The sequence below is a fragment of the Rhodovulum steppense genome (assembly GCF_004339675.1).
GTDB lineage: Bacteria > Pseudomonadota > Alphaproteobacteria > Rhodobacterales > Rhodobacteraceae > Rhodovulum > Rhodovulum steppense.
In genome coordinates this window covers 53,169-76,081 of sequence record NZ_SLVM01000006.1, presented here as the reverse complement: position 1 = coordinate 76,081, position 22,913 = coordinate 53,169, and the positions used below count along the sequence as shown (strand labels likewise).

The 22,913-nt window shown below is 67.0% G+C and carries 22 protein-coding genes; 4 read left to right on the top strand and 18 right to left on the bottom strand.

The window, feature by feature from the left end:
• Positions 1-131 precede the first annotated feature (131 nt).
• Positions 132-2,630, top strand: coding sequence for a GcvT family protein (locus EV216_RS05435; protein ID WP_132694050.1), 2,499 nt, complete (start codon positions 132-134; stop codon positions 2,628-2,630).
• Between the two features lie 4 nt (positions 2,631-2,634).
• On the opposite strand, the gene EV216_RS05430 is transcribed toward EV216_RS05435, so the two are convergent.
• The 8 genes from EV216_RS05430 to EV216_RS05395 form a co-directional block, all read right to left on the bottom strand.
• Positions 2,635-3,072: an EF-hand domain-containing protein gene (locus EV216_RS05430; protein WP_165899156.1), complete on the bottom strand. Its 438-nt coding sequence runs from the start codon at positions 3,070-3,072 to the stop codon at positions 2,635-2,637.
• A gap of 113 nt (positions 3,073-3,185) precedes the next feature.
• Positions 3,186-3,542: a carboxymuconolactone decarboxylase family protein gene (locus EV216_RS05425; RefSeq protein WP_132694048.1), complete on the bottom strand. Its 357-nt coding sequence runs from the start codon at positions 3,540-3,542 to the stop codon at positions 3,186-3,188.
• Positions 3,543-3,574: 32 nt separating this feature from the next.
• The gene (locus tag EV216_RS05420) at positions 3,575-4,276 is read right to left on the bottom strand and encodes a DUF938 domain-containing protein (protein WP_132694047.1); all 702 of its coding nucleotides are present in this window, start codon (positions 4,274-4,276) and stop codon (positions 3,575-3,577) included.
• Entirely contained in the window at positions 4,273-5,349 is a 1,077-nt protein-coding gene (locus EV216_RS05415) for an NAD(P)/FAD-dependent oxidoreductase (protein WP_132694046.1), read from the bottom strand. The genes EV216_RS05420 and EV216_RS05415 overlap by 4 nt, the downstream gene beginning before the upstream one ends.
• 107 nt (positions 5,350-5,456) lie before the next feature.
• The gene (locus tag EV216_RS05410; RefSeq protein ID WP_132694045.1) at positions 5,457-6,530 is read right to left on the bottom strand and encodes a BMP family ABC transporter substrate-binding protein; all 1,074 of its coding nucleotides are present in this window, start codon (positions 6,528-6,530) and stop codon (positions 5,457-5,459) included.
• A 55-nt stretch (positions 6,531-6,585) separates the two neighbouring features.
• Positions 6,586-7,518, bottom strand: coding sequence for an ABC transporter permease (locus EV216_RS05405; RefSeq protein WP_132694044.1), 933 nt, complete (start codon positions 7,516-7,518; stop codon positions 6,586-6,588).
• Positions 7,518-8,603, bottom strand: coding sequence for an ABC transporter permease (locus EV216_RS05400; RefSeq protein WP_132694043.1), 1,086 nt, complete (start codon positions 8,601-8,603; stop codon positions 7,518-7,520). Before EV216_RS05400 ends, EV216_RS05405 begins: the two co-directional genes overlap by 1 nt.
• A gap of 9 nt (positions 8,604-8,612) precedes the next feature.
• Positions 8,613-10,133, bottom strand: coding sequence for an ABC transporter ATP-binding protein (locus EV216_RS05395; RefSeq protein WP_243641973.1), 1,521 nt, complete (start codon positions 10,131-10,133; stop codon positions 8,613-8,615).
• Positions 10,134-10,347: 214 nt separating this feature from the next.
• Between EV216_RS05395 and EV216_RS05390 the strand changes: the two genes are divergently transcribed.
• Positions 10,348-10,707 (top strand): VOC family protein, encoded by a 360-nt coding sequence (locus tag EV216_RS05390; RefSeq protein WP_132694041.1) that lies wholly within the window; start codon positions 10,348-10,350, stop codon positions 10,705-10,707.
• An 88-nt stretch (positions 10,708-10,795) separates the two neighbouring features.
• Here the strand turns inward: EV216_RS05390 and ccoS are convergent, their stop codons facing one another.
• The 8 genes from ccoS to ccoN all read right to left on the bottom strand — a co-directional run bounded on the left by ccoS (position 10,796) and on the right by ccoN (position 18,830).
• Positions 10,796-10,954 carry a cbb3-type cytochrome oxidase assembly protein CcoS gene (gene ccoS, locus EV216_RS05385; protein WP_132694040.1) on the bottom strand — a complete coding sequence of 53 codons (159 nt, stop codon included), beginning with the start codon at positions 10,952-10,954 and terminating at the stop codon, positions 10,796-10,798.
• Positions 10,955-10,959: 5 nt separating this feature from the next.
• On the bottom strand, positions 10,960-13,152 hold the full coding sequence (locus EV216_RS05380; protein WP_132694039.1) for a heavy metal translocating P-type ATPase: 2,193 nt from the start codon (positions 13,150-13,152) through the stop codon (positions 10,960-10,962).
• Between the two features lie 4 nt (positions 13,153-13,156).
• The gene (locus tag EV216_RS05375; RefSeq protein ID WP_132694038.1) at positions 13,157-13,621 is read right to left on the bottom strand and encodes a FixH family protein; all 465 of its coding nucleotides are present in this window, start codon (positions 13,619-13,621) and stop codon (positions 13,157-13,159) included.
• Positions 13,618-15,051 (bottom strand): cytochrome c oxidase accessory protein CcoG, encoded by a 1,434-nt coding sequence (gene ccoG / locus EV216_RS05370; RefSeq protein WP_132694037.1) that lies wholly within the window; start codon positions 15,049-15,051, stop codon positions 13,618-13,620. The genes EV216_RS05375 and ccoG overlap by 4 nt, the downstream gene beginning before the upstream one ends.
• 333 nt (positions 15,052-15,384) lie before the next feature.
• Positions 15,385-16,272 carry a cytochrome-c oxidase, cbb3-type subunit III gene (gene ccoP / locus EV216_RS05365; RefSeq protein ID WP_132694036.1) on the bottom strand — a complete coding sequence of 296 codons (888 nt, stop codon included), beginning with the start codon at positions 16,270-16,272 and terminating at the stop codon, positions 15,385-15,387.
• A complete protein-coding gene (locus EV216_RS05360) occupies positions 16,269-16,481 on the bottom strand; it encodes a cbb3-type cytochrome c oxidase subunit 3 (RefSeq protein WP_132694035.1) in 213 nt (70 codons plus the stop codon). Before EV216_RS05360 ends, ccoP begins: the two co-directional genes overlap by 4 nt.
• Before the next feature lie 9 nt (positions 16,482-16,490).
• Entirely contained in the window at positions 16,491-17,219 is a 729-nt protein-coding gene (gene ccoO, locus EV216_RS05355) for a cytochrome-c oxidase, cbb3-type subunit II (RefSeq protein ID WP_132694034.1), read from the bottom strand.
• A gap of 12 nt (positions 17,220-17,231) precedes the next feature.
• Complete coding sequence (ccoN, locus tag EV216_RS05350; protein WP_132694033.1) at positions 17,232-18,830, bottom strand: cytochrome-c oxidase, cbb3-type subunit I; 1,599 nt, start codon at positions 18,828-18,830, stop codon at positions 17,232-17,234.
• 214 nt (positions 18,831-19,044) lie between these two features.
• Here ccoN and EV216_RS05345 point away from each other — a divergent pair, with 214 nt between their 5' ends.
• Positions 19,045-19,884, top strand: a complete 840-nt coding sequence (locus EV216_RS05345) for a universal stress protein (protein ID WP_132694032.1) — start codon at positions 19,045-19,047, stop codon at positions 19,882-19,884.
• 216 nt (positions 19,885-20,100) lie between these two features.
• On the opposite strand, the gene EV216_RS05340 is transcribed toward EV216_RS05345, so the two are convergent.
• Together EV216_RS05340 and EV216_RS05335 are read right to left on the bottom strand one after the other, a co-directional pair.
• The gene (locus EV216_RS05340; protein WP_243641972.1) at positions 20,101-21,507 is read right to left on the bottom strand and encodes a D-alanyl-D-alanine carboxypeptidase family protein; all 1,407 of its coding nucleotides are present in this window, start codon (positions 21,505-21,507) and stop codon (positions 20,101-20,103) included.
• 246 nt (positions 21,508-21,753) lie between these two features.
• A complete protein-coding gene (locus tag EV216_RS05335; protein WP_132694030.1) occupies positions 21,754-22,455 on the bottom strand; it encodes an HAD family hydrolase in 702 nt (233 codons plus the stop codon).
• A 123-nt stretch (positions 22,456-22,578) separates the two neighbouring features.
• On the opposite strand from EV216_RS05335, the gene clpS reads away from it, so the two are divergent.
• On the top strand, positions 22,579-22,899 hold the full coding sequence (clpS, locus tag EV216_RS05330; RefSeq protein ID WP_132694132.1) for an ATP-dependent Clp protease adapter ClpS: 321 nt from the start codon (positions 22,579-22,581) through the stop codon (positions 22,897-22,899).
• Positions 22,900-22,913: the final 14 nt, after the last annotated feature.

Here is a 22,913-nt window from a genome sequence, read left to right as displayed (position 1 = left end):
CCCGCTTCGGCGGGGCTTTCTTTTCTTACGTCGATGTCGCATTCCCGTCATCAAGGGTCGGCCTGATTTCGGCCCTTCGTGCGCCCAGACGTGTTTAATCTGACGACGTCAAAATGAAAGAGTCGCGGCCCATGAAGACCCATGTCAAAGCCCTTGTCGTCGGCGGCGGTGCCGTCGGTGCCTCGATCGCCTATCATCTGGCCCGGGCGGGCTGGGACACGCTGCTGCTGGAACGCGACGAACTGACCTCGGGCAGCACCTGGCATGCGGCGGGGCTCTTGCCCTATTTCAACATGTCCTACGCCACGACCCATATCCACGACTACTCGATCCGGTTCTACAAGGGGCTCGAGGCCGAGACGGGCCTGAACCCCGGCTTCTTCGTGGTGGGCAATCTGCGCATGGCGCAAAGCCGGGCACGCATGGACGAATACATGCTTTACGCCACCACGGCCGAGACCTGCGGCGTGCCCTTTGAATGGCTGAGCCCTGATCAGATCAAGGAACGCTGGCCGCTGGTGCGGACCGACGATCTGGTGGGCGCGCTGTTCCATCCCACGGACGGCTACATCAACCCCGCCGATGTCACGCAGGCGATGGCCAAAGGCGCGCGCCAACTGGGCGCCACCATCGAGCGGAAATGGCAGGTGGATGGCTATGACTGGACCGGGTCCGAATGGCGGGTCACGGTGACGCGGATGGCCGAGAAGGGCGGCAACCTTGTCGCGACCGACGAACAGGCGGTCATCACCGCCGAGCATGTCGTCACCGCCACCGGCAACCACGCCCAGCGCACCGCCCGGCTTCTGGGGATCAGGACGCCCGCGATCCCGGTCGAGCATCAGTTCATCGTGACCGAGCCCGACCCCGCGCTGGTCGAATGGCGCGACGCGGGCAACCCGCAGCACCCCGTTCTGCGCGATGCCGATGCGAAATGGTATGTACGCGAGGAACGCGGCGGCTGGATTCTCGGGCCCTATGAACGGGGCGCGCCCGCGCGGTTCGAATATGGCTGCCCCGACAGCTTCCGCGCCGACCTGTTCCCGCTCGATCTGGAGCGTATCGAGGCCGAATACATGTCGATGATCCACCGCATCCCGTCCTCGGAACAGGTGGGGCTCAAGGACGATTTCAACGGCCCGATCTGCTACACGCCCGACGGCAACCCGCTGCTGGGTCCCGCGCCGGGGCTGCGCAACATGTGGCTGGCCGAAGGCTTCAGCTTCGGCATCACCGCTGCCGGGGGGGCGGGGCATTACCTTGCGCAACTGATGGTCGAGGGCGAGGCCGAGATCGACATGGGATCGCTCGACCCCCGCCGTTTCGGCGACTGGATGACGACCGACTACGCCGCCCGCAAGAACGAGGAGGCGTATGAACATGTCTTCATCCTGCACCATCCCGACGAGGAACGCCCCGCCTGCCGTCCGCTGCGCACCTCGCCCGCCTATGACCGGCAGAAACGCCTTGGCGCGCAGTTCGGGCAGGTCAACGGCTGGGAGCGGCCGAACTATTACGGCCCCGAGGACGCGCCCGAGACATTCGACCACGATGCCCGCAGCTTCCGCCGGGGCGGCTGGTGGACGCATGCCGCCTATGAGGCCAAGGCGATCCGCGAACGCGCCGGGCTGATCGACGCCACCGCCTTCACCAAGCATCTGGTGCGCGGCCCCGGCGCGACCGCGTTCCTCGACCGGTTCACCTGCAACGCGCTGCCCAGGGTCGGCCGGGTGAACCTGACCTATGCGTTGAGTTCGGCGGGGACGGTGCGGACCGAATATACCATCGTCCGCCTCTCCGAACATGAGTATTACCTCGTCTCGGCGGGGGCGTGGCAGGCCTATGACCACGATTTCCTGGTCAAGGCCGCCGAGGACAAGCGCGCCGAATTCGGCTGGATCGACATCCACGACGTCTCGACCCAATGGGGCGTCTTCGCGCTGGCCGGGCCGAATGCGCGGGCGATCCTGAACGATGTCGTGCGCGATGCGGACCCCGCCAGTGTGCTGTCCAACAGGCGGTTTCCCTGGCTGTCGGCGCGCGATATCGAACTGGGCATGTGCCCCGTCCGCGCGCTGCGGGTGGCCTATACCGGCGAGCTGGGCTGGGAACTGCACCACCCCATCGAGATGCAGACCTATCTGTGGGATCTGCTGATGGCGGCGGGCGAGAAGCACGGAATGGCGCTGGTCGGTGCGCGGGCGCAGAACTGGCTGAGGCAGGAAAAATCCTATCGTGCCTTCGGCACCGAGCTTGGCCGCGACGCAACGCCCCTGGAGGCCGGGCTCGACCGCTTCGTGGACCTGTCCAAGGAGTTCCACGGCAAGGCGGCGATGGTCGCCACGGGCATCCGCAGCAAATGCGTGACCCTCCTGATCGACGGACCCGAGGATGCCGACCCATGGGGACGCGAGGCGCTGTATCACGGCGCGGCGCGGGTCGGGCGGCTGACCTCGGGCGGCTGGTCGGTCGTCTTTGGCAAATCCATCGGCATGGGCTATGTGCGCCCTGATCTGGCGGTGCCAGGCACCCGGTTGCAGGTCAGGATGTTCGACAGCCTCTGGCCCGCCGAGATCGTCGAGGACAGCCCGCACGATCCCGCGAACGCGCGTATCCGCGCCGATGGCTGACGGGTCAGCGCGGGACGAAATCGGCCGCGCTGACCACCCCGTCGCCATTGCGGTCCAGCAGCGCCAGCCAGTCCGCACCGCCCAGCCGGAACTCGTCCCGGCTGATCCGGCCATTGCCGTCGATGTCATTGCGCTTCAGCCTCAGCCCGGCGGCAAGGCGCGCGATCTCGGGGCCGGTGCGGCCACCGACAGCCCGCAGATCGGCCTGTCTTGCGGCGTCGAAGCGCGCGGTCTCGCGCGGGTCCAGAATGCCGTTTCCGTCCAGGTCGAACCGGGCGAACACCGCGGGCGGGATCCGCATGATCTCGGCCAGCGTCACGACGCCATCGCCGTTTCCGTCCCACCCGGCGACAAAGCGGCCTTCGAGGCTGTGATGACCGGCCGCCCCCGCCGCCCCGGCGACCAGAGCGAAAAGCAGGGCGGTCGGGACAAGGCGGGGCATGGGCATGGTTCCCTTCGGGCTGCGGACAGCGAAAGGGTATGCCCAACCCGCGGTTCAGGCAACAGCAACGGTGCAGCCTCCCGGCCGGGCCAGCCGGGAGGCCGACAGGCGGCCTATTCGGCCGCCTGGGCCTTCTCCTCGATCAACTGGTCATAGCATTCCATGGCCGCGGCCGCATACATCATCGCCGGCCCACCGCCCATCTGGATCGCCATGGCCAGCACATCGCCGACTTCCTCGCGGCTCGCACCCACGCGCACCAGCGCCTCCATGTGCAGCACGATGCAGGCCTCGCAGCGCAGCCCGATGGCGATGCCCAGCGCAATGAATTCCTTGGTCTTGAAGTCGAGCTCGCCGCCCTCCTTCACCGCCTTGCCCAGCCCCCCGAACGCCTTGGTCGCCTCGGGGATAGCCTTGTTCAGGCGCTTGAGCTGATCCTTGGTCGTGTCGCGTTTTGCCGTCCAGTCCATGCCTGTCTCCTTGGGGTCCAAAACCACATCCCTCACACCAGTTTTCCTGCTGCCCCGCCTTGACCCGGGTCAAACAGCGGGGGCCTTGCGGCGATCAGGGTCAGGTTGTTCGCCGGCATCTCGACGGGCGGTTCGACATACAGACCAGCGGCGCGCATCCAGTCGGCGACCTCCCCGACCCCCTTGTATCCGATGGCCGGATCCTGCGCGACGAGGCTGGCGTGAAAGGCCGCATCCCCCGCGCTGGCGAATCCCTCGTCGCGACGGAACGGGCCGTAGATCATCAGCACGCCCCCCGGCGCCAGTGCGGCGCCCGCCTCACGCACCAGCGTCTCTGCCTCGGTCTGGCTGACCAGATGAAGGATGTTGCTGGCAAAGATCAGATCCTGCCCCCGATGCGCGCCCCCCCAGCCCGGCGCACAGGCATCCAGCGCGATGGCGGGCCGGATGTTCGCCAGCCCCATATGGGCGGCCCAGGCGTCGATGCTGCCCCGCCTTGCGGGGTCGATTTCGGTGGGTTGCCAGTCAAGCCCGGGCAGTTCCGCCGCGATCCGCACCGCATGTTCGCCCGTCCCGCTGGCAATCTCCAGCGCCCGGCCCGTTTGCGGCGCCCGCGCGGCGATCACCGCGCAGATCGCCGCGGCATTGCGCGCGGCAGACGGCGCGTGCATCCGCCCATCCGCGCCGGGCTGCGCCACCGAGGCGCTGTCGGGCAGGCTCAACCGCCGACTCATCGCGCGAACCGCCCGGGGCTGAAGACAGTGGCCAGTTCGGCCCCGATGGCGGGCGCGCGCCCGGCCACCAGATCGGCCGCCAGACGGCTGGCCGCAGGCGCGGTCTGGAAACCCACGCCACCCTGACCCGCCTGCCAGAAAAAGGCGGGCTCGGCCGGGTCGAAACCGATCACCAGCAGCCTGTCGGGCGCAAATGTCCGCAAGCCCGCCCAGTTCGTCTCGACCCGGGTGACGGGCTCGGTCACCATTTCCTCGTAGCGCGCCAGCCCCTCGGCCAGCACCATGTCATCGGCAAAGGCGTCATGGGGCTCCATCGGATCCTGCTCGGCGGGCGAGACCAGCAGCTTCCCGGCATCGGGCTTGCAATACCACCGCTCGCCCGCGCCCACCACCATCGGCCAGCCGCGCAGATCATGGCCCCCCGGTGCAGGCAGCCGCGCCATCGACCGGCGCATCGGAGTGAACCCCAGGGGCGCCACCCCCGCCATCCGCGCCACCGCGTCCACCCAGGCGCCCGCGGCATTGACCAGAATGCACCCCTCGACGGGTCCCTTGGCGGTCTCGACCCGCCAGCCCGTCGCAACCCGCGTAATCGCCGTAACCCGCGCCCCGGTGGTGACCGTGCCGCCATTGCCCCGGATTTCGCGGGCCTGAGCCTGGATCAGCCGGTCGGTGTCCAGATCCCATGCTTCGGCGTTGAACCCGGCAAAGGCCACGGTCTCGGGGTTCAGCACCGGCATGCGCGCCCGCGCCTCCGTCGGCGACAGGCGCTCTAGCGCCATATGCGCCTCATCGCGCGCGAAGGCCGCGGCATCGTCGGCGCGGCCCACGACCATCAGGCCGCGCCCGGACAGGCCGCCCATTGCGGCATGCTCGGCATGGCTCGCCCGGTTCAGCGCCACGATGGGCGGCGCGCCCAGGCACATGTCGAACAGCGCGGCAGACCGCCCCGAGGCGTGATAGCCCAGCCCCGCCTCGGCCTCGACCAGCGCCACGCGCCCAAGGTCCGACAGCCGCGCCCCGACCGACACCCCGGCGATCCCGCCGCCGATCACGATGAAATCGTTGTCCATACCCCCGACATAACGCAAGCGCGCGGCAAAGCCAAAGCCCCGCCGCGCGCCCTCTTCTGGCCCGAATTATCCCGGCGGCGGGGGCAGCGCCCCCGGCCCGGCCCGCCTTATTGCGGAACCGCGCCCGTCAGCCCCTCGACATAGAAGTTCATGCCCAGAAGCGTGCCATCATCCGCCACCTCGCCCTCGGCCAGCCAGGGCGTGCCGTCCTGCCGGTTCAGCGGGCCGGTGAAGGGATGATATTCTCCGCTCGCCATCGCCGCGATCAGCGCCTCGGCTTCGGCCTTGACCTCGGCGGGCACCGCGTCCGTGATCTCGCCGATACCGACCATGCCAGGGGCGATCCCGTCCCAGGTGTCCTCGCTTTCCCAAGTGCCGTCGATCACCGCCTGCACCCGCTCGATGTAATAGGGTGCCCAATTGTCGATGATCGAGGAGATTCGCGGCTTCGGCGCGTATTCGATCATGTCGGAGGCCTGCCCGAAGGTGTAGACATTGCCCGCACGCTCGGCCGCGGCCTGTGGCGCGGTCGAGTCGGTGTGCTGCAGGATGACATCCGCCCCCTGTTCGATGAGGGCGGTTGCCGCGTCGGCCTCCTTGGCAGGGTCGAACCAGGTATAGGCCCAGATCACCTTGAACTGGACGTCCGGATTCACCTGTCTTGCATGGATGAAGGCCGAGTTGATGCCGCGGACGACCTCGGGGATCGGGTAGGAGGCGATATAGCCGATGATGTTCGATTCCGTCATGTGCCCGGCGATCAGCCCCTGCACCGCGCGACCTTCGTAGAAGCGGGCGGAATAGGTGCTGACATTGTCCGCGCGCTTGTAGCCGGTGGCATGCTCGAACTTCACATCGGGGAATTTCTGCGCGACGTTGATCACCGGATCCATGAACCCGAACGAGGTGGCAAAGATCAGATCAGCGCCCGACAGCGCCATCTGCGTCATCACCCGTTCCGCGTCGGCGCCTTCGGGCACGCTTTCCTGGTAGACCGTTTCCACCGCATCGCCGAAATGCGCCTCGACGGCCAGGCGCCCCTTGTCATGTTCATAGGTCCAGCCGCCATCGCCGATCGGGCCGACATAGACGAAGCCGACCTTGACCGGGTCCTGGGCCGCGGCGGCCCCGGCAAGGCCCAAAGCGAAGGCGGCAGAGGCAAGCAATGTTCTGCGGTTCATGGATCTTTGTCTCCCGTGTTGGCGGGCGGCCATCGGGCCCCCGGTTGGCGGCGCCTCAACTAGAGGCGTGAAAAACCCGTCCCAGCGAGGCGGGCGCATTCAGCGCCGCGCGGCCCCGGTCGGCCGAGATGATGACGAGCACGATGATCGTTACCAGATAGGGCGAAGCCGACAAGAGTTCGACCGGAACCGCGACACCGGCGGCCTGCAGGTTCAGTTGCAGCACCGCGACGCCGCCGAAAAGATAGGCACCCAGCAGCACCCGCCCCGCCCGCCAGCTTGCGAAGACCACGATCGCCAGCGCGATCCAGCCCGCGCCCGCGGTCATGCCCTCGGTCCATTGCGGCACGCGCATCAGGCTGAGATAGGCGCCCCCCAGCCCCGCGCAGGCGCCGCCAAAGGCGATGGCGGCCAACCTGATGCGCACCACCTTGTAGCCCAGCGCATGCGCCGCATCGTGGTTCTCGCCCACCGCGCGCAGGATCAGCCCGGCCCGGGTAAAGCGCAGGAAGGCCCAGACCGCGACCACCAGCGCCAGGCTGAGATAGACGATCAGGTCATGGGAAAACAGGACACGGCCCAGCACCGGAATATCGGCCAGCAGACCCAGATCCGGTTTCGCCAGGGCGGGCGGCTTGACGCCGACATAGCCCTGCCCGATCAGGGCCGAAAACCCCAGCCCGAACAATGTCAGTGCAAGCCCCGTCGCCACCTGGTTCGACATCAGCACCTGCGTGAGCACGCCGAAGATCAGGGACAGCGCCGCCCCTCCGGCCATCGCCGTCAGAAAGCCCAGCGCCGGGCTGCCGGTCTCGACCGCGATGGCGAAGCCGACAATCGCCCCGGTGATCATCATGCCCTCGACGCCCAGGTTCAGCACGCCGGATTTCTCGACCACCAGTTCGCCGATCGCGGCCAGCAGGATCGGCGTCGAGGCCACCATCAGAGAGGCCGCCAGAACCGTCGGATTGATCGCGCCGAAATCCATCAGGCGGCCCTCCGGCGGCCGAGGCGGATGTGGTAATTGGACAAGACATCGACCCCCAGAAGGAAGAAAAGCAGCATGCCCTGAAAGGCCTGGATCGCGGCGGACGGAATGCCAAGCATGAATTGTGCAAGTTCACCGCCGATATAGGTCAGCGCCATCAGAAGCCCCGCCAGCAGGATCCCGACCGGGTGCAGCCGACCCAGGAAGGCCACGATGATCGCGGTGAAGCCATAACCCTGGTTGAAGCCGATATTGATCCGCCCGCCTGGCCCCGCCACTTCGAACAGCCCTGCAAGCCCCGCCAGCGCCCCCGACAGGCCAAGGCAGATCACCACCAGCGCGTTCGGGTTGACGCCCGCAAAGCGCGCGGCGCGCGGACTCTGGCCCGCCAGCCGGATCTGGAAGCCCAGGATATGCCGGGTCAGCAGCACATAGACCGCGATCACCGCGATGAAGGCGGCGGCCACGCCCCAATGCATGCCGGTGCCCGCGATCAGTTCGGTATTGGCCGCGGCGGGGTAGTGCTGGAGGTTGCGGCTGCCCGGAAAACCGCCGCCCTCGGGATTCTTCATCAGCCCCAGCGCCATCGAGGCCAGCACCTGCTCGGCGACATAGACCAGCAGCAGCGAGACGAGGATCTCGTTGGTGCGGAACCGCGTCTTCAGGATGGCCGGGATCATCGCCCAGGCCCAGCCGCCCAGCGCGCCGGCCACCACCATCAGCGGGAACAGGAACCACGCATCCAGCGGGTAAAGCGCCAGCGCCACGCCCGCGCCCGCAAGCGCGCCCATGATGTATTGCCCCTCGGCACCGATATTCCAGATGCCCGCGCGAAAGCCCAGCGACAATCCGATCGCGATCAGGATCAGCGGCCCCGCCTTGACCAGCAATTGCGGCCGCGAATAGCTGGCGAACTGCTCGTGAAACAACGGATCCCAGAAGATCGTGCGGATCGCCACGACCGGATCCTTGCCCAGAAGGGCGAACATCAGCCCGCCCGCCACCATGGTCAGCGCCACGGCCAGCAGCGGCGTCGCCACGGTCCAGGCCCGCGACGGCTGGGGGCGTTTTTCAAGGCGGATCATGGCTGCGCCTCACTCGGCCACATGCGCCACCTCCATGTCATGGGCGCCACCCAGCATCAGCCCGATTTCCTCCAGCGTCAGCCCCTGCGCCGGGCGCGGCGGCGACAGGCGGCCCTCGTTCAGCGCGGCGAAGCGGTCCGAGATCTCCATCAGCTCGTCCAGATCCTGGCTGATGACGATCACCGCTGTCCCCGATGCGGCCAGATCCAGCAGCGACTGCCGGATCGCCGCGGCGGCGGATGCGTCGACGCCCCAGGTCGGCTGGTTCACGACCAGCACCTCGGGACGCTGCAAGACCTCGCGCCCGATCACGAATTTCTGCAGGTTGCCGCCCGACAGCGAGCGCGCGGCATTGCCGGGGCCGGGGGTGCGCACATCGAAGGCCGCGATCACCTTCTCGGCAAAGGCCTTCGCGGCAGGCCATTTCAGAAAACCCCGCGCCGCCAGCCCCTCGCGGATCGCCGCTGTCAGCATGGCGTTCTCGGTCAGGCTCATGTCGGGGGCTGCGGCATGGCCCAGCCGTTCCTCGGGCGCGGCCAGCACCGCGACGCGGCGCCGGGGGCCGGGGCCGAGCGCGCCGATCGGCCGACCCCGGAGCCGGACCGCACCGGGGGTGACGGCGGCCTCGCCCGACAGCGCGTCCAGCAATTCGTCCTGACCATTGCCCGCCACCCCGCCGATGCCGAGGATCTCGCCCGCCCGGACGGAAAACGAGATATCGCGCAAGGACGTGCCGAAGGGGTTTGCCGATGGCAGGGACAGCCCCGACACCTCCAGCACGACGCCGCCCGGATTGCCGCCCGCCCGCGACGGGGCGGTCAGTTTCGTCCCCACCATCATCTCGGCCAGTTGCGCGGCGGACTTCTCGCGCGGGTTGCAGCTTTCGACGACGCGGCCGCGACGCAGGATCGTCGCCCGGTCGCAAAGCGTGCGGATTTCCTCGAGCTTGTGCGAGATATAAAGGATCGCGGTGCCCTCGGCGGCGAGCTTGCGCAGCGTGGCGAACAGGATCGCAACCTCCTGCGGAGTCAGCACGCTGGTCGGTTCGTCCATGATCAGCAGGCGCGGATCCTGCAACAGACAGCGGATGATCTCGACCCGCTGGCGTTCGCCCGCGGACAGGCCGCCCACCAGCCGGTCGGGAGTCAGCGGCAGGCCGTAGGTTTCGCTGACCTCGCGGATTCGGGCGGCGAGCCGACGCATCGGCGGCGGCGTCTCCATCCCCAGCGCGATGTTCTCGGCCACGCTCAGCGCGTCGAACAGGCTGAAATGCTGGAACACCATCGCCACGCCCGCCTTGCGGGCGGCGCTGGGGCTGGCGGGGACATAAGGCTTGCCGCGCAGGGTCATGCGGCCCGCATCCGGCTGCACGAGGCCGTAGATCATCTTGACGAGGGTGGACTTGCCCGCACCGTTCTCGCCCAGAAGCGCATGCACCTCGCCCTGTGCGATGTCGAAGCCGACATGATCGTTGGCGATCACCCCGGGATAGGCCTTGGTCAGCCCCTCGACTGTCAGTAGTGCTGTCACCCGGCGCCGTCCCAAGCGGTGGCTGTCACATTCCCTCGCTTCTAGACCGCCTGCACCCCGGGCTGCAACGGTCTCGCATTCTCTGGGGCGTGCTTCTTGCCCGGCTCGCTTGCATCTGCCCGAAAACCGGTCATCCTCCTTCGTGGCGGCACTCGGCCCTTCGACCGTATCAGCGCGGCGGCCGCGCCTGCCCGGGTGGCCAGAGGAGGCAGAGATGTTCCCCCACGCCCTGCACCATGTCCAGCTTGCCATGCCCGCAGGCGGCGAGGCGCAGGCGCGCGCCTTCTATGGCGACTTGCTGGGCCTTGACGAGGACGCGCGCCCTTTCGGGGCTGTCGGCGGCGTATGGTTCCAGCGCGGTGAGCTGCGGATCCATCTGGGCGTCGAGCCCGACTTTCGTCCGGCGCGCAAGGCGCATCCCGCGCTGATGGTGCGCAAGCTCGACGCTCTGGCCGAACGGCTGGAGCGGGCGGGACTCGACCTGCACTGGGATGACCGCGTGCCCGGGCTGCGGCGGTTCTTCATCGACGACCCGTTCGGCAACCGGATCGAACTGGTGCAAGGTGCGGTCTGAACGACGGCCTTCCCGGTCGGCGTGGTGTCATGGGCAATCGACGCCCCATCGTCGTCCCCTCAACAGTCAACCGGCGGATGCAGGGCGGTCAGGGCCGCGGCTGGTCGTCCCAGTCGTCGTTCAGAATGCGCCGAGAATCCCCTTCCGGATCATCGAACTGCTGGTCCTTCAATGCCCAGAAGAAGGCCGCAAGCCCCAGACCGCCGAGAAACAGCGCGATCGGGATCAGGAAGGCGAGCACCTCCATCGCGTTCACCGTAGCCGCAGCGCGTTGAGCGAAACGGTGATCGAGGAGGCCGACATCGCCAGCGCCGCGGCCAGCGGTGTGGCAAAGCCCACCAGCGCGATCGGTATGGCGATCACGTTGTAGATGGCGGATATCGTGAAGTTCTCATGGATGCGGCGCACGGCCTTGCGCGCGGTCGTCACCACCTCGCCCAGCGGCGTCAGATCGGTGCCCAGCAGGACGATGTCGGAGGCGACGCGCGCCGCATCAAGCGCGGTCGCGGGCGAGATCGAGGCATGCGCGGCGGCAAGGGCAGCGGTGTCGTTCAGCCCGTCGCCGATCATCAGGACCCGGGAACCGCGCTCGGTCAGCCCGTGGATCAGCGCCGCCTTGTCGCCGGGCAGCGCCTCGGCGGTCCAGTCGGCGATGCCCAGCCGGGCCGCCAGTTCGGCCACCGGCGCCGGAGCATCGCCCGAAACCAGACGCACCGCCATGCCCTGCGCCCTGAGTGCCGCGATGGCCGCCTCGGCCCCCGGCCGCAGACGGTCGGCAAAGGTGAAGGCGACCGGCGTCGCCTGTCCCATGCGCAGCCAGGCCGCTGTCGTGCCCGCGGCTTCGGCCCCGACCCAGGCGGCGCGGCCCAGGCGCACTGTCTCGCCCGCCAACCGCCCCTCGACCCCGTGGCCCGGCACCTCGCGGATATCCGACAGCCGCGCGGGGTGCAGCCCCGCCTTGCGCGCTGCATCGGCCAGCGCGCGGGCCAGCGGGTGGCCCGATGCCTCGGCTAGCGCCAGCGCGATTTCCAGATCGCGCCTCGCATGCTCGCCCAGATTGGTTGGTTCCGGCATGCCCAGCGTCAGGGTGCCGGTCTTGTCGAACACGACCGTATCGACCTCGGCCAGGCGTTCCAGCACGGTGCCGTCCTTGATAAGCATGCCCTTGCGGAACAGCCGTCCCGAAGCCGCCGTGCTCACCGCCGGTACCGCAAGGCCCAGCGCACAGGGGCAGGTGATGATCAACAGTGCCACCGCGATGTTGACCGACAGCCGGACATCGCCCCCCGACAGCCAGAGCCAGCCGATAAACGCGCCCAGCGCCAGCACATGCACACCGGGCGAATAGACCCGCGCCGCCCGGTCGGCGAGCGAGGTGTAGCGGTTCTTCGCGCTTTCGGCGACAGCCACCAGTTCTGCCATGCGGTGCAGCGACGTGTCCTGCCCCGCGGCGGTGACGGTCACGGCAAGCGGCCCGGTCAGGTTCACCTCGCCCGCCGAGACCGCAAGACCGGGCTCGGCATAGGCGGGCAGGGTCTCTCCGGTCAGCAGGGAACGGTCGATCTCGGACCGGCCCTCGGCGATCACGCCGTCCACCGGCACGCGCGCGCCGGGTTTCACCAGCACGATGTCGCCCACCGTGATTCCGGCCACGGGCACGGTTTCCTCGGTGCCGTCGGCCCGCCGCCTGATCGCGCGCGGCACTTCCAGCGCGGCCAGTTCCTCGGCCGCGGAGCGCGCCACCGCGCGGGTACGGTGGTCGAGATAGCGCCCCGCCAGAAGGAAGAAGGTCAGCGCGACCGCCGCGTCGAAATAGGCGTGCGGCCCGTGCTGCGAGGTCTCGTAAAGCGAAAAGCCCGTGGCCAGGATCAGCGCCAGGGAAATCGGCACATCCATGTTCAGCCGTCGCGCCCCCAGCGCCCGTGCGGCGCTGCGAAAGAAGGGCTGGCCGGCAAAGGCGACGGTGGGCAATGCGATCATCGCCGAGATCCAGTGGAACATGTCGCGGGTGAAGTCGCTGGCCCCCGACCAGACCGCCACCGACAGCAGCATGATGTTCATCATCGCAAAGCCCGAGACCGCGATGCGCATCAACAGGTCGCGCCCTGCCCTGTCGGTCGCGGTCGCGGCGATCATGCCGGCGTCGAGCTCATGCGCCTCGTAGCCTGCCCGGTCGAGCACGGTGATCAGGGCCTCGGCGGTCAGGTCCGGTTCGGTTGCGACTGCGACGCGTTTCAACGTCAGGTTCACGCGCGCCTCCCGCACGCCGGGGGTCGCCTCCAGGGCACGCTCGACCGCCGAGATGCATCCCGCACAATGGATCGTGGGCAGGGACAGTACCAGTCGTGCATCCCGCGGCGCAGCAGCCTCGGCCAGCGCCTCGGCCGAGGGGACCACCGCGCAGGCCGGGCAGGCCGCGGGCCGGGACGGAAGCGCGGCGCCCATCGTCCTAGCCCCGGACGTAAAGCTGCAGCCGCTGGCGGAACAGCGTGCCATCCGCGGCCCGGGCTTCGAGACGCACCGTCCAGTAGCCGGGGCCAAGTTCCATGGGCGCCGAGAACGCGCCGTTGTAATAGGTCAGTCCGGGTGCGCGGTCGTCGCGCGTGCTGGTCGCCCGGCCGATCGTTACCGCCACCTCGGGCGCCCGCACCGGCAAGCCATCGGCATCCGTCAGGCGCAGCAGGAACAGCCCCGCCGCGGCGTCGTAATCGGCCCCTGCGGTCCAGCCCAGCGCCTCTTGCGCGTCGCGCATCGCGTCAAAATGCTGGCTGGCGACATAGGAGTTCTTGACCTCCAGGCCGGGGAAGGTGCTGACCGCCTTGAACGCCATGAAGAGGTTGACGACGATGATGACCCCGAAGAACGAAACCACGATGAAAAGAACCTTTCGACCTGTCAGTTCATTCGTTTTCATGGCGTTGTCCTTCCGTGAAAGATGGTGTCGTTGAAGGCCCGCTCGGCGGCGGCCAGGTCTTCCAGCCACAGCCGCATTGGCGTGCTCTGGGCGGTTGCCGGGGCGCTGCCCGGGGGGACGATGACATAGACGCGCTTGAGCTCGGTCGCATCCGGCGCAACGGTGAACGTGCCGCCCTCGGCGCCCTCGATCTCGATCTTGAAGACATCCGCCGGGACGACGGTGATCGCGAAATCGCGCGCCTCGCCCTGCATGTTGCGCACACGCACCTCATAGGCGTTGCGGATCGAGCCGTCCGACAGCGTCACGAAGGTCGGGTTGCGGATCGGCGCCACCGTCAGGTCGATGTCGGAGCGCACGAACAGCGCGACCATCAGGCCCACGCCGACCGCCGACCAGAGCACGGTATAAAGGACGGTGCGGGTGCGGAAGACATGGGTCCAGACCGAGCGGGGCCTTTCGCCTGCGCGTTCGCGCGTCTCGTCCGACAGCGCCATGTAGTCGACCAGCCCGCGCGGCTTGCCGATCTTCTCCATCACCTCGTCGCAGGCGTCGATGCACAGCCCGCAGGTGATGCAGGCCAGTTGCTGGCCGTCGCGGATGTCGATGCCCATGGGGCAGACGTTCACACAGGCAAAGCAGTCGATGCAATCGCCCAGCACCTCGGCGCCTTCGGCCTTGCGATGCTTGCCGCGCGGCTCGCCCCGCCAGTCGCGATAGCCGATGGTGATCGTGTCCTCGTCCATCATCGCGGCCTGGATGCGCGGCCAGGGACACATGTAGATGCAGACCTGTTCGCGCATGAACCCGCCCAGGATCAGCGTCGTCAGCGTGAGAACAAGGATCGTGGAATAGGCGACCGGGTGGGCCTGAAGCGTGACAAGCTGCCAGAGCAGGGTCGGCGCATCGGCGAAGTAGAACACCCAGGCGCCGCCCGTCGCAATGGAAATCGCCAGCCACAGCGTCCACTTGCTGAACCGCAGGCGCGTCTTGCGGAAATCCCATTTCTGGTTCCACAGCCTCACGCGCTTGTTTCGGTCGCCCTCGATCCAGCGCTCGGTCAGGATGAACAGGTCGGTCCAGACCGTCTGCGGGCAGAAATAGCCGCACCAGACCCGACCCAGCGCCGAGGTGAACAGGAACAGCCCCAGCCCCGCCATGATCAGCAGGCCCGCGACGAAATAGAACTCGTGCGGCCAGATCTCGATCCAGAAGAAGAAGAAGCGCCGGTTGGCAAGGTCGATCAGCACCGCCTGGTCGGGGAGGTTCGGCCCCCGGTCCCAGCGCAGCCAGGGCAGAAGATAATAAAGGCCGAGGCAGATCGCGAGAAGCCACCATCTGATGGTGCGGAACCTGCCCGAGACGCGGCGCGGAAAGATCGGTTCGCGGGCGACGTAAAGGCGTTCGGGGGGCTGTTCTGTCGAGCTCACGGGCTCTCTCCGTTCGGGCTGCAGGCCCGGCCGGCCGGTCGCGGCGCGACACTGGACCCTGCATCTGTTCTAACTAGACCTTGCGCCGGGCGATTGAAAGCGTCCGCCCGTTCACATTGTGGGCCGCGGCCGGACCGAATCAGCGGGCACCCCGCCTGAGAACTGGAAAAGTTCCAAATCTGTGCGCGGACGAACAGCCGGGTCTCATCTGGCGCGCTGGACGGGTTCGGGGGGATGGGCGAGGATGAACACCGGCCCCCGTGGAAACGCGCGAACAGGATGGGGGCCGGTGCCATCGACCGGGGGCCTTGCGGCCCCCGGAAGACTTTGATCTCACTCGCCCCCGCCAAGCTGATGGACATAGGTCGCAACCGCACGCCGGTCGGCCTCGCTCAGGCGTTCCTGGTGGCTCGGCATGACGCCAAAGCGCGAATAGAACACCGTCTCGGTCAGCGTCTCGACACTTCCGCCATAAAGCCAGATCGCATCCGTCAGATTGGGCGCGCCCTGGTAGCGGTCTCCGGTTCCATCGTCCATGTGGCACGAGGCACAGTTGTATAGAAACACCTCTTCGCCATCGCTTGCCAATGCGGCATCATGTTCCTGTCCGGAAATTTTTCGGACGTAATGCACGACCTGCCCGATTTCCTCCTGGGTCAGCAACTCGTCCACACCGAAGGCAGGCATCTGGGACCAGCGCGCATCGGGATCGTCCTCGTTGCGGATGCCATGGGTCACGGTGGTATAGATGTCCTCCAGCGCGCCACCCCACAGCCAGTCATCGTCCAGAAGGCTGGGATAGCCCGCCGCCTGCACGCCCGCCGCACCCGAGCCGTGGCACTGCGCGCACCAGGTCCGGAACACCGCGGCCCCGCCCTGCACGGCGTAGTTGTAGAGGTCGGGATCGGCGCGGATCACCTCGGGGTCCAGGTCCGCCTCGATCAGGCGCGCCACCAGGTCGGCATTCGCCTCATGGAAGCGCTCGATCTCGCGCGCCACCTCGGCCCGGGTCGAATGACCCAGAAGCCCCGGCGTCGCGCCCGATTTCAGCGGAACCGCCGGGTAGAGGACCACATAGATCAGCGCGAAGGCGATGCAGGCGTAGAAGGACCAGAGCCACCAGCGCGGCAGGGGGTTGTTCAACTCCTCGATGCCGTCCCAACTGTGCCCGGTGGTGCCGACCACGTCTTCGGGCAGGGGTTTCTTGTCGCTCGTGCTCATGTCCGCGCCTCCTTGTGGCGGGCGGCCTCATCCGCGTCGCGGGACGGGGCGGGTTCGTTGTCATGTCGGAACGGGATATCGGCGCTGTCGCGATGCACCCGCGCGCTGCCCGGGCGCAGCGCCCAGAAGATCACGCCGACGAAGAACAGCGTCAGGAACAAGAGCATCCAGCTGTCCGCAAAGGCGCGCATGGCGGTATAGGTTTCCATTGCACCCCCCTACCGGCTTGCATGCGGCTCGAAGGTCGAGAAATCGACCAGCGTGCCCAGCATTTGAAGGTAGGCCACCAGCGCATCCATTTCCGAGATGCCCGGCTTGCCGTCGAAATTGCGCACCTGCGCGCCGGGATAGCGTTCCAGCAACGCATCGGCGCCATCCGAGAACGGGTCGATCTGCGCGTTGAAATCCGCCACCGCGTTCTCGATCATCTCGTCGGTATAGGGCACGCCGACCATGCGGTGAACGCGCAGCTTGTCCGCGATCCCCTGCGGGTCGATCATCCGGTTCTCGAGGAAGCCGTATTTCGGCATGATCGATTCCGGCACCAGCGCCTGCGGGTCGCGCAGGTGCTGCACATGCCAGTCGTCCGAATAGCGCCCGCCGACGCGGGCCAGATCCGGCCCCGTCCGCTTGGACCCCCACTGGAACGGATGGTCATACATCGACTCGGCCGCAAGGCTGTAATGCCCGTAGCGTTCCACCTCGTCGCGCATCGGACGGATCATCTGGCTGTGGCAGACATAGCAGCCCTCGCGGACATAGATGTCGCGCCCTTCCAGCTCCATCGGCGAGTAGGGGCGCACGCCCTCCACCTCCTCGATCGTGTTCTCGAGGTAGAAGAGCGGCGCGATCTCCACCAGACCGCCGACGGTCACCACGAGGAAGCTGAACACCAGCAGCAGCGAGGCGTTCTTCTCAAGGATCTTGTGCTTTTCAAGAATGGCCATGGCTTCTGCTCCTCATTCCGCAGGGGCTGCGACGCGCGCGGGTTGACGGGCCGGTGCGGAGGTGGCGGTCTTCCAGATGTTGAAGCACATGATCAGACCGCCGAGGACATAAAGCCCCCCGCCGATGGCGCGGACCACATACATCGGGAACTTGGCGTCGACCGTGTCGGCGAAGCTGTTGACCAGGAAGCCCTGGGCATCGACCTCACGCCACATCAGCCCTTCCATGATGCCCGAGACCCACATCGAGGCGGCGTAGAGCACGATCCCGATGGTGGCGAGCCAGAAGTGCCAGGACACCAGCGCATTGGAGTAAAGCCGCTCCTTGCCCCAGAGCCGCGGCGCCAGGAAATAGAGCGCGCCAAAGGTGATCATGCCATTCCAGCCCAGCGCGCCGGAATGCACATGCCCGATGGTCCAGTCGGTGTAGTGCGACAGCGAGTTGACCGCCTTGATGGACATCATCGGCCCTTCGAAGGTGGACATGCCGTAGAAGCCCACGGCGACCACCATCATCCGGATCACCGGATCGGTGCGCAGCTTGTCCCAGGCTCCCGACAGCGTCATCAGGCCGTTGATCATGCCCCCCCAGGAGGGCATCCACAGCATGATCGAGAACACCATGCCCAGCGTCGAGGCCCAGTCGGGCAGCGCGGTGTAGTGCAGGTGGTGCGGACCGGCCCAGATATAAAGGAAGATCAGCGCCCAGAAGTGGATGATCGACAGCTTGTAGCTGTAGACCGGGCGTTCGGCCTGCTTGGGCACGAAATAGTACATCATGCCCAGGAAGCCCGCGGTCAGGAAGAAGCCGACCGCGTTGTGGCCATACCACCACTGGATCATCGCGTCCTGCACGCCCGCGAAGACCTGCACCGATTTCGAGCCGAAGATCGAGACCGGGATCGACAGGTTGTTGACGATATGCAGCATCGCGACGGTCACGATGAAGGACAGGTAGAACCAGTTCGCGACGTAGATATGGGGTTCCTTGCGCCGGAAGATCGTGCCGAGGAAGATCGCCAGATAGACCACCCAGATGATCGTCAGCCAGATGTCCACATACCATTCCGGCTCGGCGTATTCCTTGGACTGGGTCGCGCCCAGCACATAGCCCGTCGCCGCAAGCACGATGAAGAGCTGGTAGCCCCAGAACACGAACCAGGCGGCATTGCCGCCCCAGAGCCGTGCGGCGCTGGTGCGCTGGACCACATAGAACGAGGTCGCGATCAGGGCGTTGCCGCCGAAGGCGAAAATCACCGCCGAGGTGTGAAGGGGCCGCAGACGGCCGAAGTTCAGATAGCCCTGCGCCCATTCGAAATTGAGCCAGGGAAAGGCCAGCTGGCTGGCGATGAAGGTGCCCGCGGCAAAGCCGATCACTCCCCAGAATGCGGTCGCGATGACGCCCGCGCGGACGACATCGTCCATATATCCTGTGTCGGGCACCGGTTTCGGGTCGCCAGTGCGCCGCACGGTCCACAGAAACAGCCCCGCCGCGACCAGCATCACAATCAGCGCATGAACCTGATATGCGAAGTCGCGTGCATAGCTCGCCGCGATCGCGGCACATACCGCGATGACGCCATAGACGGCGATCTTAACGTAGTCCCACATTGGAAGTCCCTTCGTCTCATCCGGCCGATTCCCGGCGGCCGACTCCCCTCACGTTACCGTGTCGTATCCATTTGTATGCAAAAATACGCATTGATCCAAGTCAAGGCATCTTCGAACGATTCCAAAGTCTGGTTGATCCTTGTCAAAGCCCGGCCGTCGTCCTCGGCGCTAGAGTTGCGGGCAAGGTCGGGATCGACGCGAAGGAGCAGTTCAGGTGGGTTACAAGACCATTCTCACGATCATCACGGATACCGACATCGCCCATTCGGCGCTCGAGTCCGCGATCACGCTCGCGAACCGGGAGGATGCTCATCTCGACATCCTCTGCCTGGGCGTGGACCGTACCCAGACGGGCTATTACTATGCGGGCACCAACGCCTTCATCCAGCAGGAGACGCTGCACAAGGCGCAGGAGGATTCGGCCGCGATCGAGACCGCCGTCAAGGATCGGCTGGGCCGCGAGGGGATCGCCTGGGCTACCGAGGCCGCGGTCGCGCAGATCGCCGGGTTGAGCCACCTGGTCGCGCAGCGCGCACGGTATTCGGACCTTGTCGTGATGCCCCGCCCCTATGGCGAACGGCGCGGGATCGAGGACGAGGCGGCCACCGAGGCGGTGCTGTTCGACGGCCATGCACCGCTTCTGATCATGCCCGAGGACGCGGATGCTGCGGTGATCGGCCAGAAGATCGTGATCGCCTGGAACCAGAGCCACGAGGCGATGGCCGCGATCAAGCAGGCGATGCCGCTGATGCAGGCCGCCGAACTCGTGAACATCGCCATCGTCGACCCGCCCAAGCATGCCTCGGATCGCTCGGACCCGGGCGGGGCGCTGTCGCAGATGCTGTCGCGCCACGGGGTCCGGGCCGAGATATCGGTCCTGGCCAAGACCATGCCGCGCATCTCGGACGTCCTGCAACGCCACGTCCAGGACATCGAGGCCGACATGATGGTGATGGGCGCCTATGGCCATTCCCGTTTCCGCGAGGCGATCCTGGGCGGGGCCACGCGGGACATGCTGGAACGAACCGGGGTGCCGATCCTGATGGCGCACTGACCGTCCCGGGCGGACCGGAAAGGGGTCGGCCCGCGCCCCGTCGGTCTCGAACCGTCGAGAGGATAACCCGACTCCGGCTCGCGGCCCTCCGGGCGCGTCCCGTCGGGTCCGCGTGCACACGATCCCGGTCACGCCATGTCGCGATGTCTCGGATGCCTGCCCCGGACCCGGCACAGGCCGGAACGGGCAGGGGCAGGGCGGGGGACGTCCAGTCGATTACGATTGCGGACCGATCTGGGTGCATTCCGATCCCTGGGCCTGCAATCTGCGACATGCGATCGCCGCCTCGTCCTCGGTCAGGCCCACGAAATTCGCCTCGAACCCCCGGCTGTTCTGGACCACCTTGCGCAGTGCGGAATCGAGCGTTCCGATTTCCTGCAACGCGGTTCTCAGCAGCACCCGTTCGGCCTGGTAGCGCGAGCCGTAACGCCCGACATTGATGCCCCACATCCGGCCGCCCGAAGAGGAAAGCCGGGTCACGACCTCTTGTCCGACCTCATCGACCGCCCTGTCCGGGCGGGGTTCGGGGGGGGGCGTCGTATCCACCGCAGCCAGCACGATATTCTCGGGCCGTGCGCGTGGTGCAATGCCTGGGACGGGGCGCCGTGCCGGTTCAGGCTCCGGGGTCGCAGCCTCGGCCGTCGCGACGATGGCCAGTTCGGTCTGGGCGGCTTCCAGCGCGCTTTCGACGCTCTCGACGACAGCTGCCATCAGCGCGGCGGGCGGCTGCGCAGCCGGCCGCATCGCGGGGCGGGGCGACGCGGCAAGCCGCATCGAAACGCGCACCGTGTCCCCGTCGCCCCCGTCTGGCCCTATCTTGCCGGCATAGGTGGGCCGCGTCGGCGTGCGCAGCGCAACGCGGTTCGGCGAGCGCTGGAACCCGAGGTCCAGCAGTTCGGCCACCTTGGCATTGCGGCTTGCCGGAGAGGCGCCGCCGAACACGGTCGCGATGATCCGCTTGCCGCCCCGGTCGGCCGAGGCCACCAGGTTGAACCCCGCTGCGCGGGTATAGCCGGTCTTGATCCCGTCGGCGCCGCGATAGCTGGCCAGCAGGCGGCGATTGGTATTCGACACCGTTGCGATCCCCGCATGCGTGCTCTCGCGCGAGAACAGGTTGTAATATTGCGGGTAGTGATAGAACAGGTTGCGCCCCAGCGTCGTCATGTCCCGCGCCGTGGACAGGTGCCCCTCCTGGGTCAGGCCATGGGCGTTGCGGAAGGTGGTGCGGGTCATGCCCATCGCCTTGGCGGTGCGGTTCATCCGCCGGGCAAAGGCCGCCTCGGACCCCTCGATCGCCTCGGCCAGGGCGGTTGCCGCATCATTGGCCGACTTGATCGCGGCCGCGCGGATCAGATAGCGCAACTGAAGCCTCTGGCCCGCTTTCAGCCCAAGCTTCGAGGGCGGCTCGGACGCGGCCTTGCGCGAGATGGTGACGTAATCGTCCAGGCTGATCTCGCCGTTCTGCACCGCCTCGAAGACGACATAGAGCGTCATCATCTTGGTCAGCGAGGCCGGATTTAGCCGGGTATCGGCGTTCTGCGCATGCAGAACCTCGCCCGACCGCGCGTCGATCACCATGGCCGCGTAGGGCGCGGCGCGCGCCCCGGATGTCACGAACGCCATCGCGACCGCGATGAACGATACGACGAATATGCGCCGGACGTACTGCCCCGAACGTTGCACGGCTGCTGCCTTCTCACTGCCTCTCGTCGCCCGGATTTTTTCAGTGGGCGATCGTTTCTGTGCGAAGCGTAGCACAGCCATCGGTGCCGGAAAATACCCCGTTTCTGGGGAGTTTGCCAGTTAAACAAAGGTTGATCGAGATATCGCGCCGACTGACCCGCAGGCAACAATCCCTGCCTTTCGGCCTCAGCCAAGCGCCGCGATCAGGTCGGGCAATTCGCCCAGATGTTGCAATTCGGCAAAACGGGCATGGCCCCGCGGCGGTTCGGCATGTTCCAGTTCCCAGGTCAGGTCATGCGGCACGAACACGCCCCAGGCGCCCGCCTCGATGGCCGGGATCACGTCCGATTTCAGCGAGTTGCCCACCATCGCCGCGTGGCTTGCCCCCTCGCCATGGCGGGCAAAGATCGCATCATAGCGCGGCGCGGTCTTGTCCGACACGATCTCGACCCCGTCGAACAGATCGCCCAGCCCCGACTGCGCCAGCTTGCGCTCCTGGTCCAGCAGATCGCCTTTGGTTATCAAAAGGATACGGTAATCGGCCGCCAGTGATTCCACGGCCTCCCGCGCCTCGGGCATCAGCTCGATCGGATGGCGCAGCATCTCCTGCCCCGCCGCCAGCAATTCGCGGATCACGCTGGCAGGCACCCGGTCCTCGGTCACCTCGATCGCGGTCTCGATCATCGACAGCACGAAGCCCTTGATGCCGAATCCGTAATGGCCAAGGTTGCGCTTCTCGGCCGCCAGCAGCCGCTCCATCAGCCGGTCGGCCTCGGTGTAATCGGCCAGCAAAGCGGCGAATCGCTCCTGCGTCATGCGGAAGAACCGCTCGTTCTGCCAGAGCGTGTCGTCGGCATCGAACCCGATTGTCGTGATCGCCCTGGACATCCCGCGCCCGGCTCCCATGCTCGACCCTTTTCAGACGGGCCGACCCGCATATATAAAGAGGCCCAAGCCGAACACCACCCGATTTGCCGGAGACGGGCCGCCGTGACCACCGACCCTCGCATGATGGCCGACAAGGGCGACGCCCCCGAAGGCGAGACCGGGGTCATCACCAAGACACGCCCCAGGACCCAGCGCCCGCCGCTCTACAAGGTGCTGCTGCTGAACGACGACTACACCCCGATGGAATTCGTCGTGCATGTCCTGGAACGCTTCTTCGGCATGACCCATGCGCAGGCCTTCGAACTGATGCTGGTCGTGCACAAGAAGGGCGTCGCGGTGGTGGGCGTCTTCAGCTTCGAGGTGGCCGAGACCAAGGTCGCGCAGGTGATGGATTTCGCCCGCCGCCACCAGCACCCGCTGCAATGCACCATGGAAAAGGAATAGGGCCGCGCGCCCGC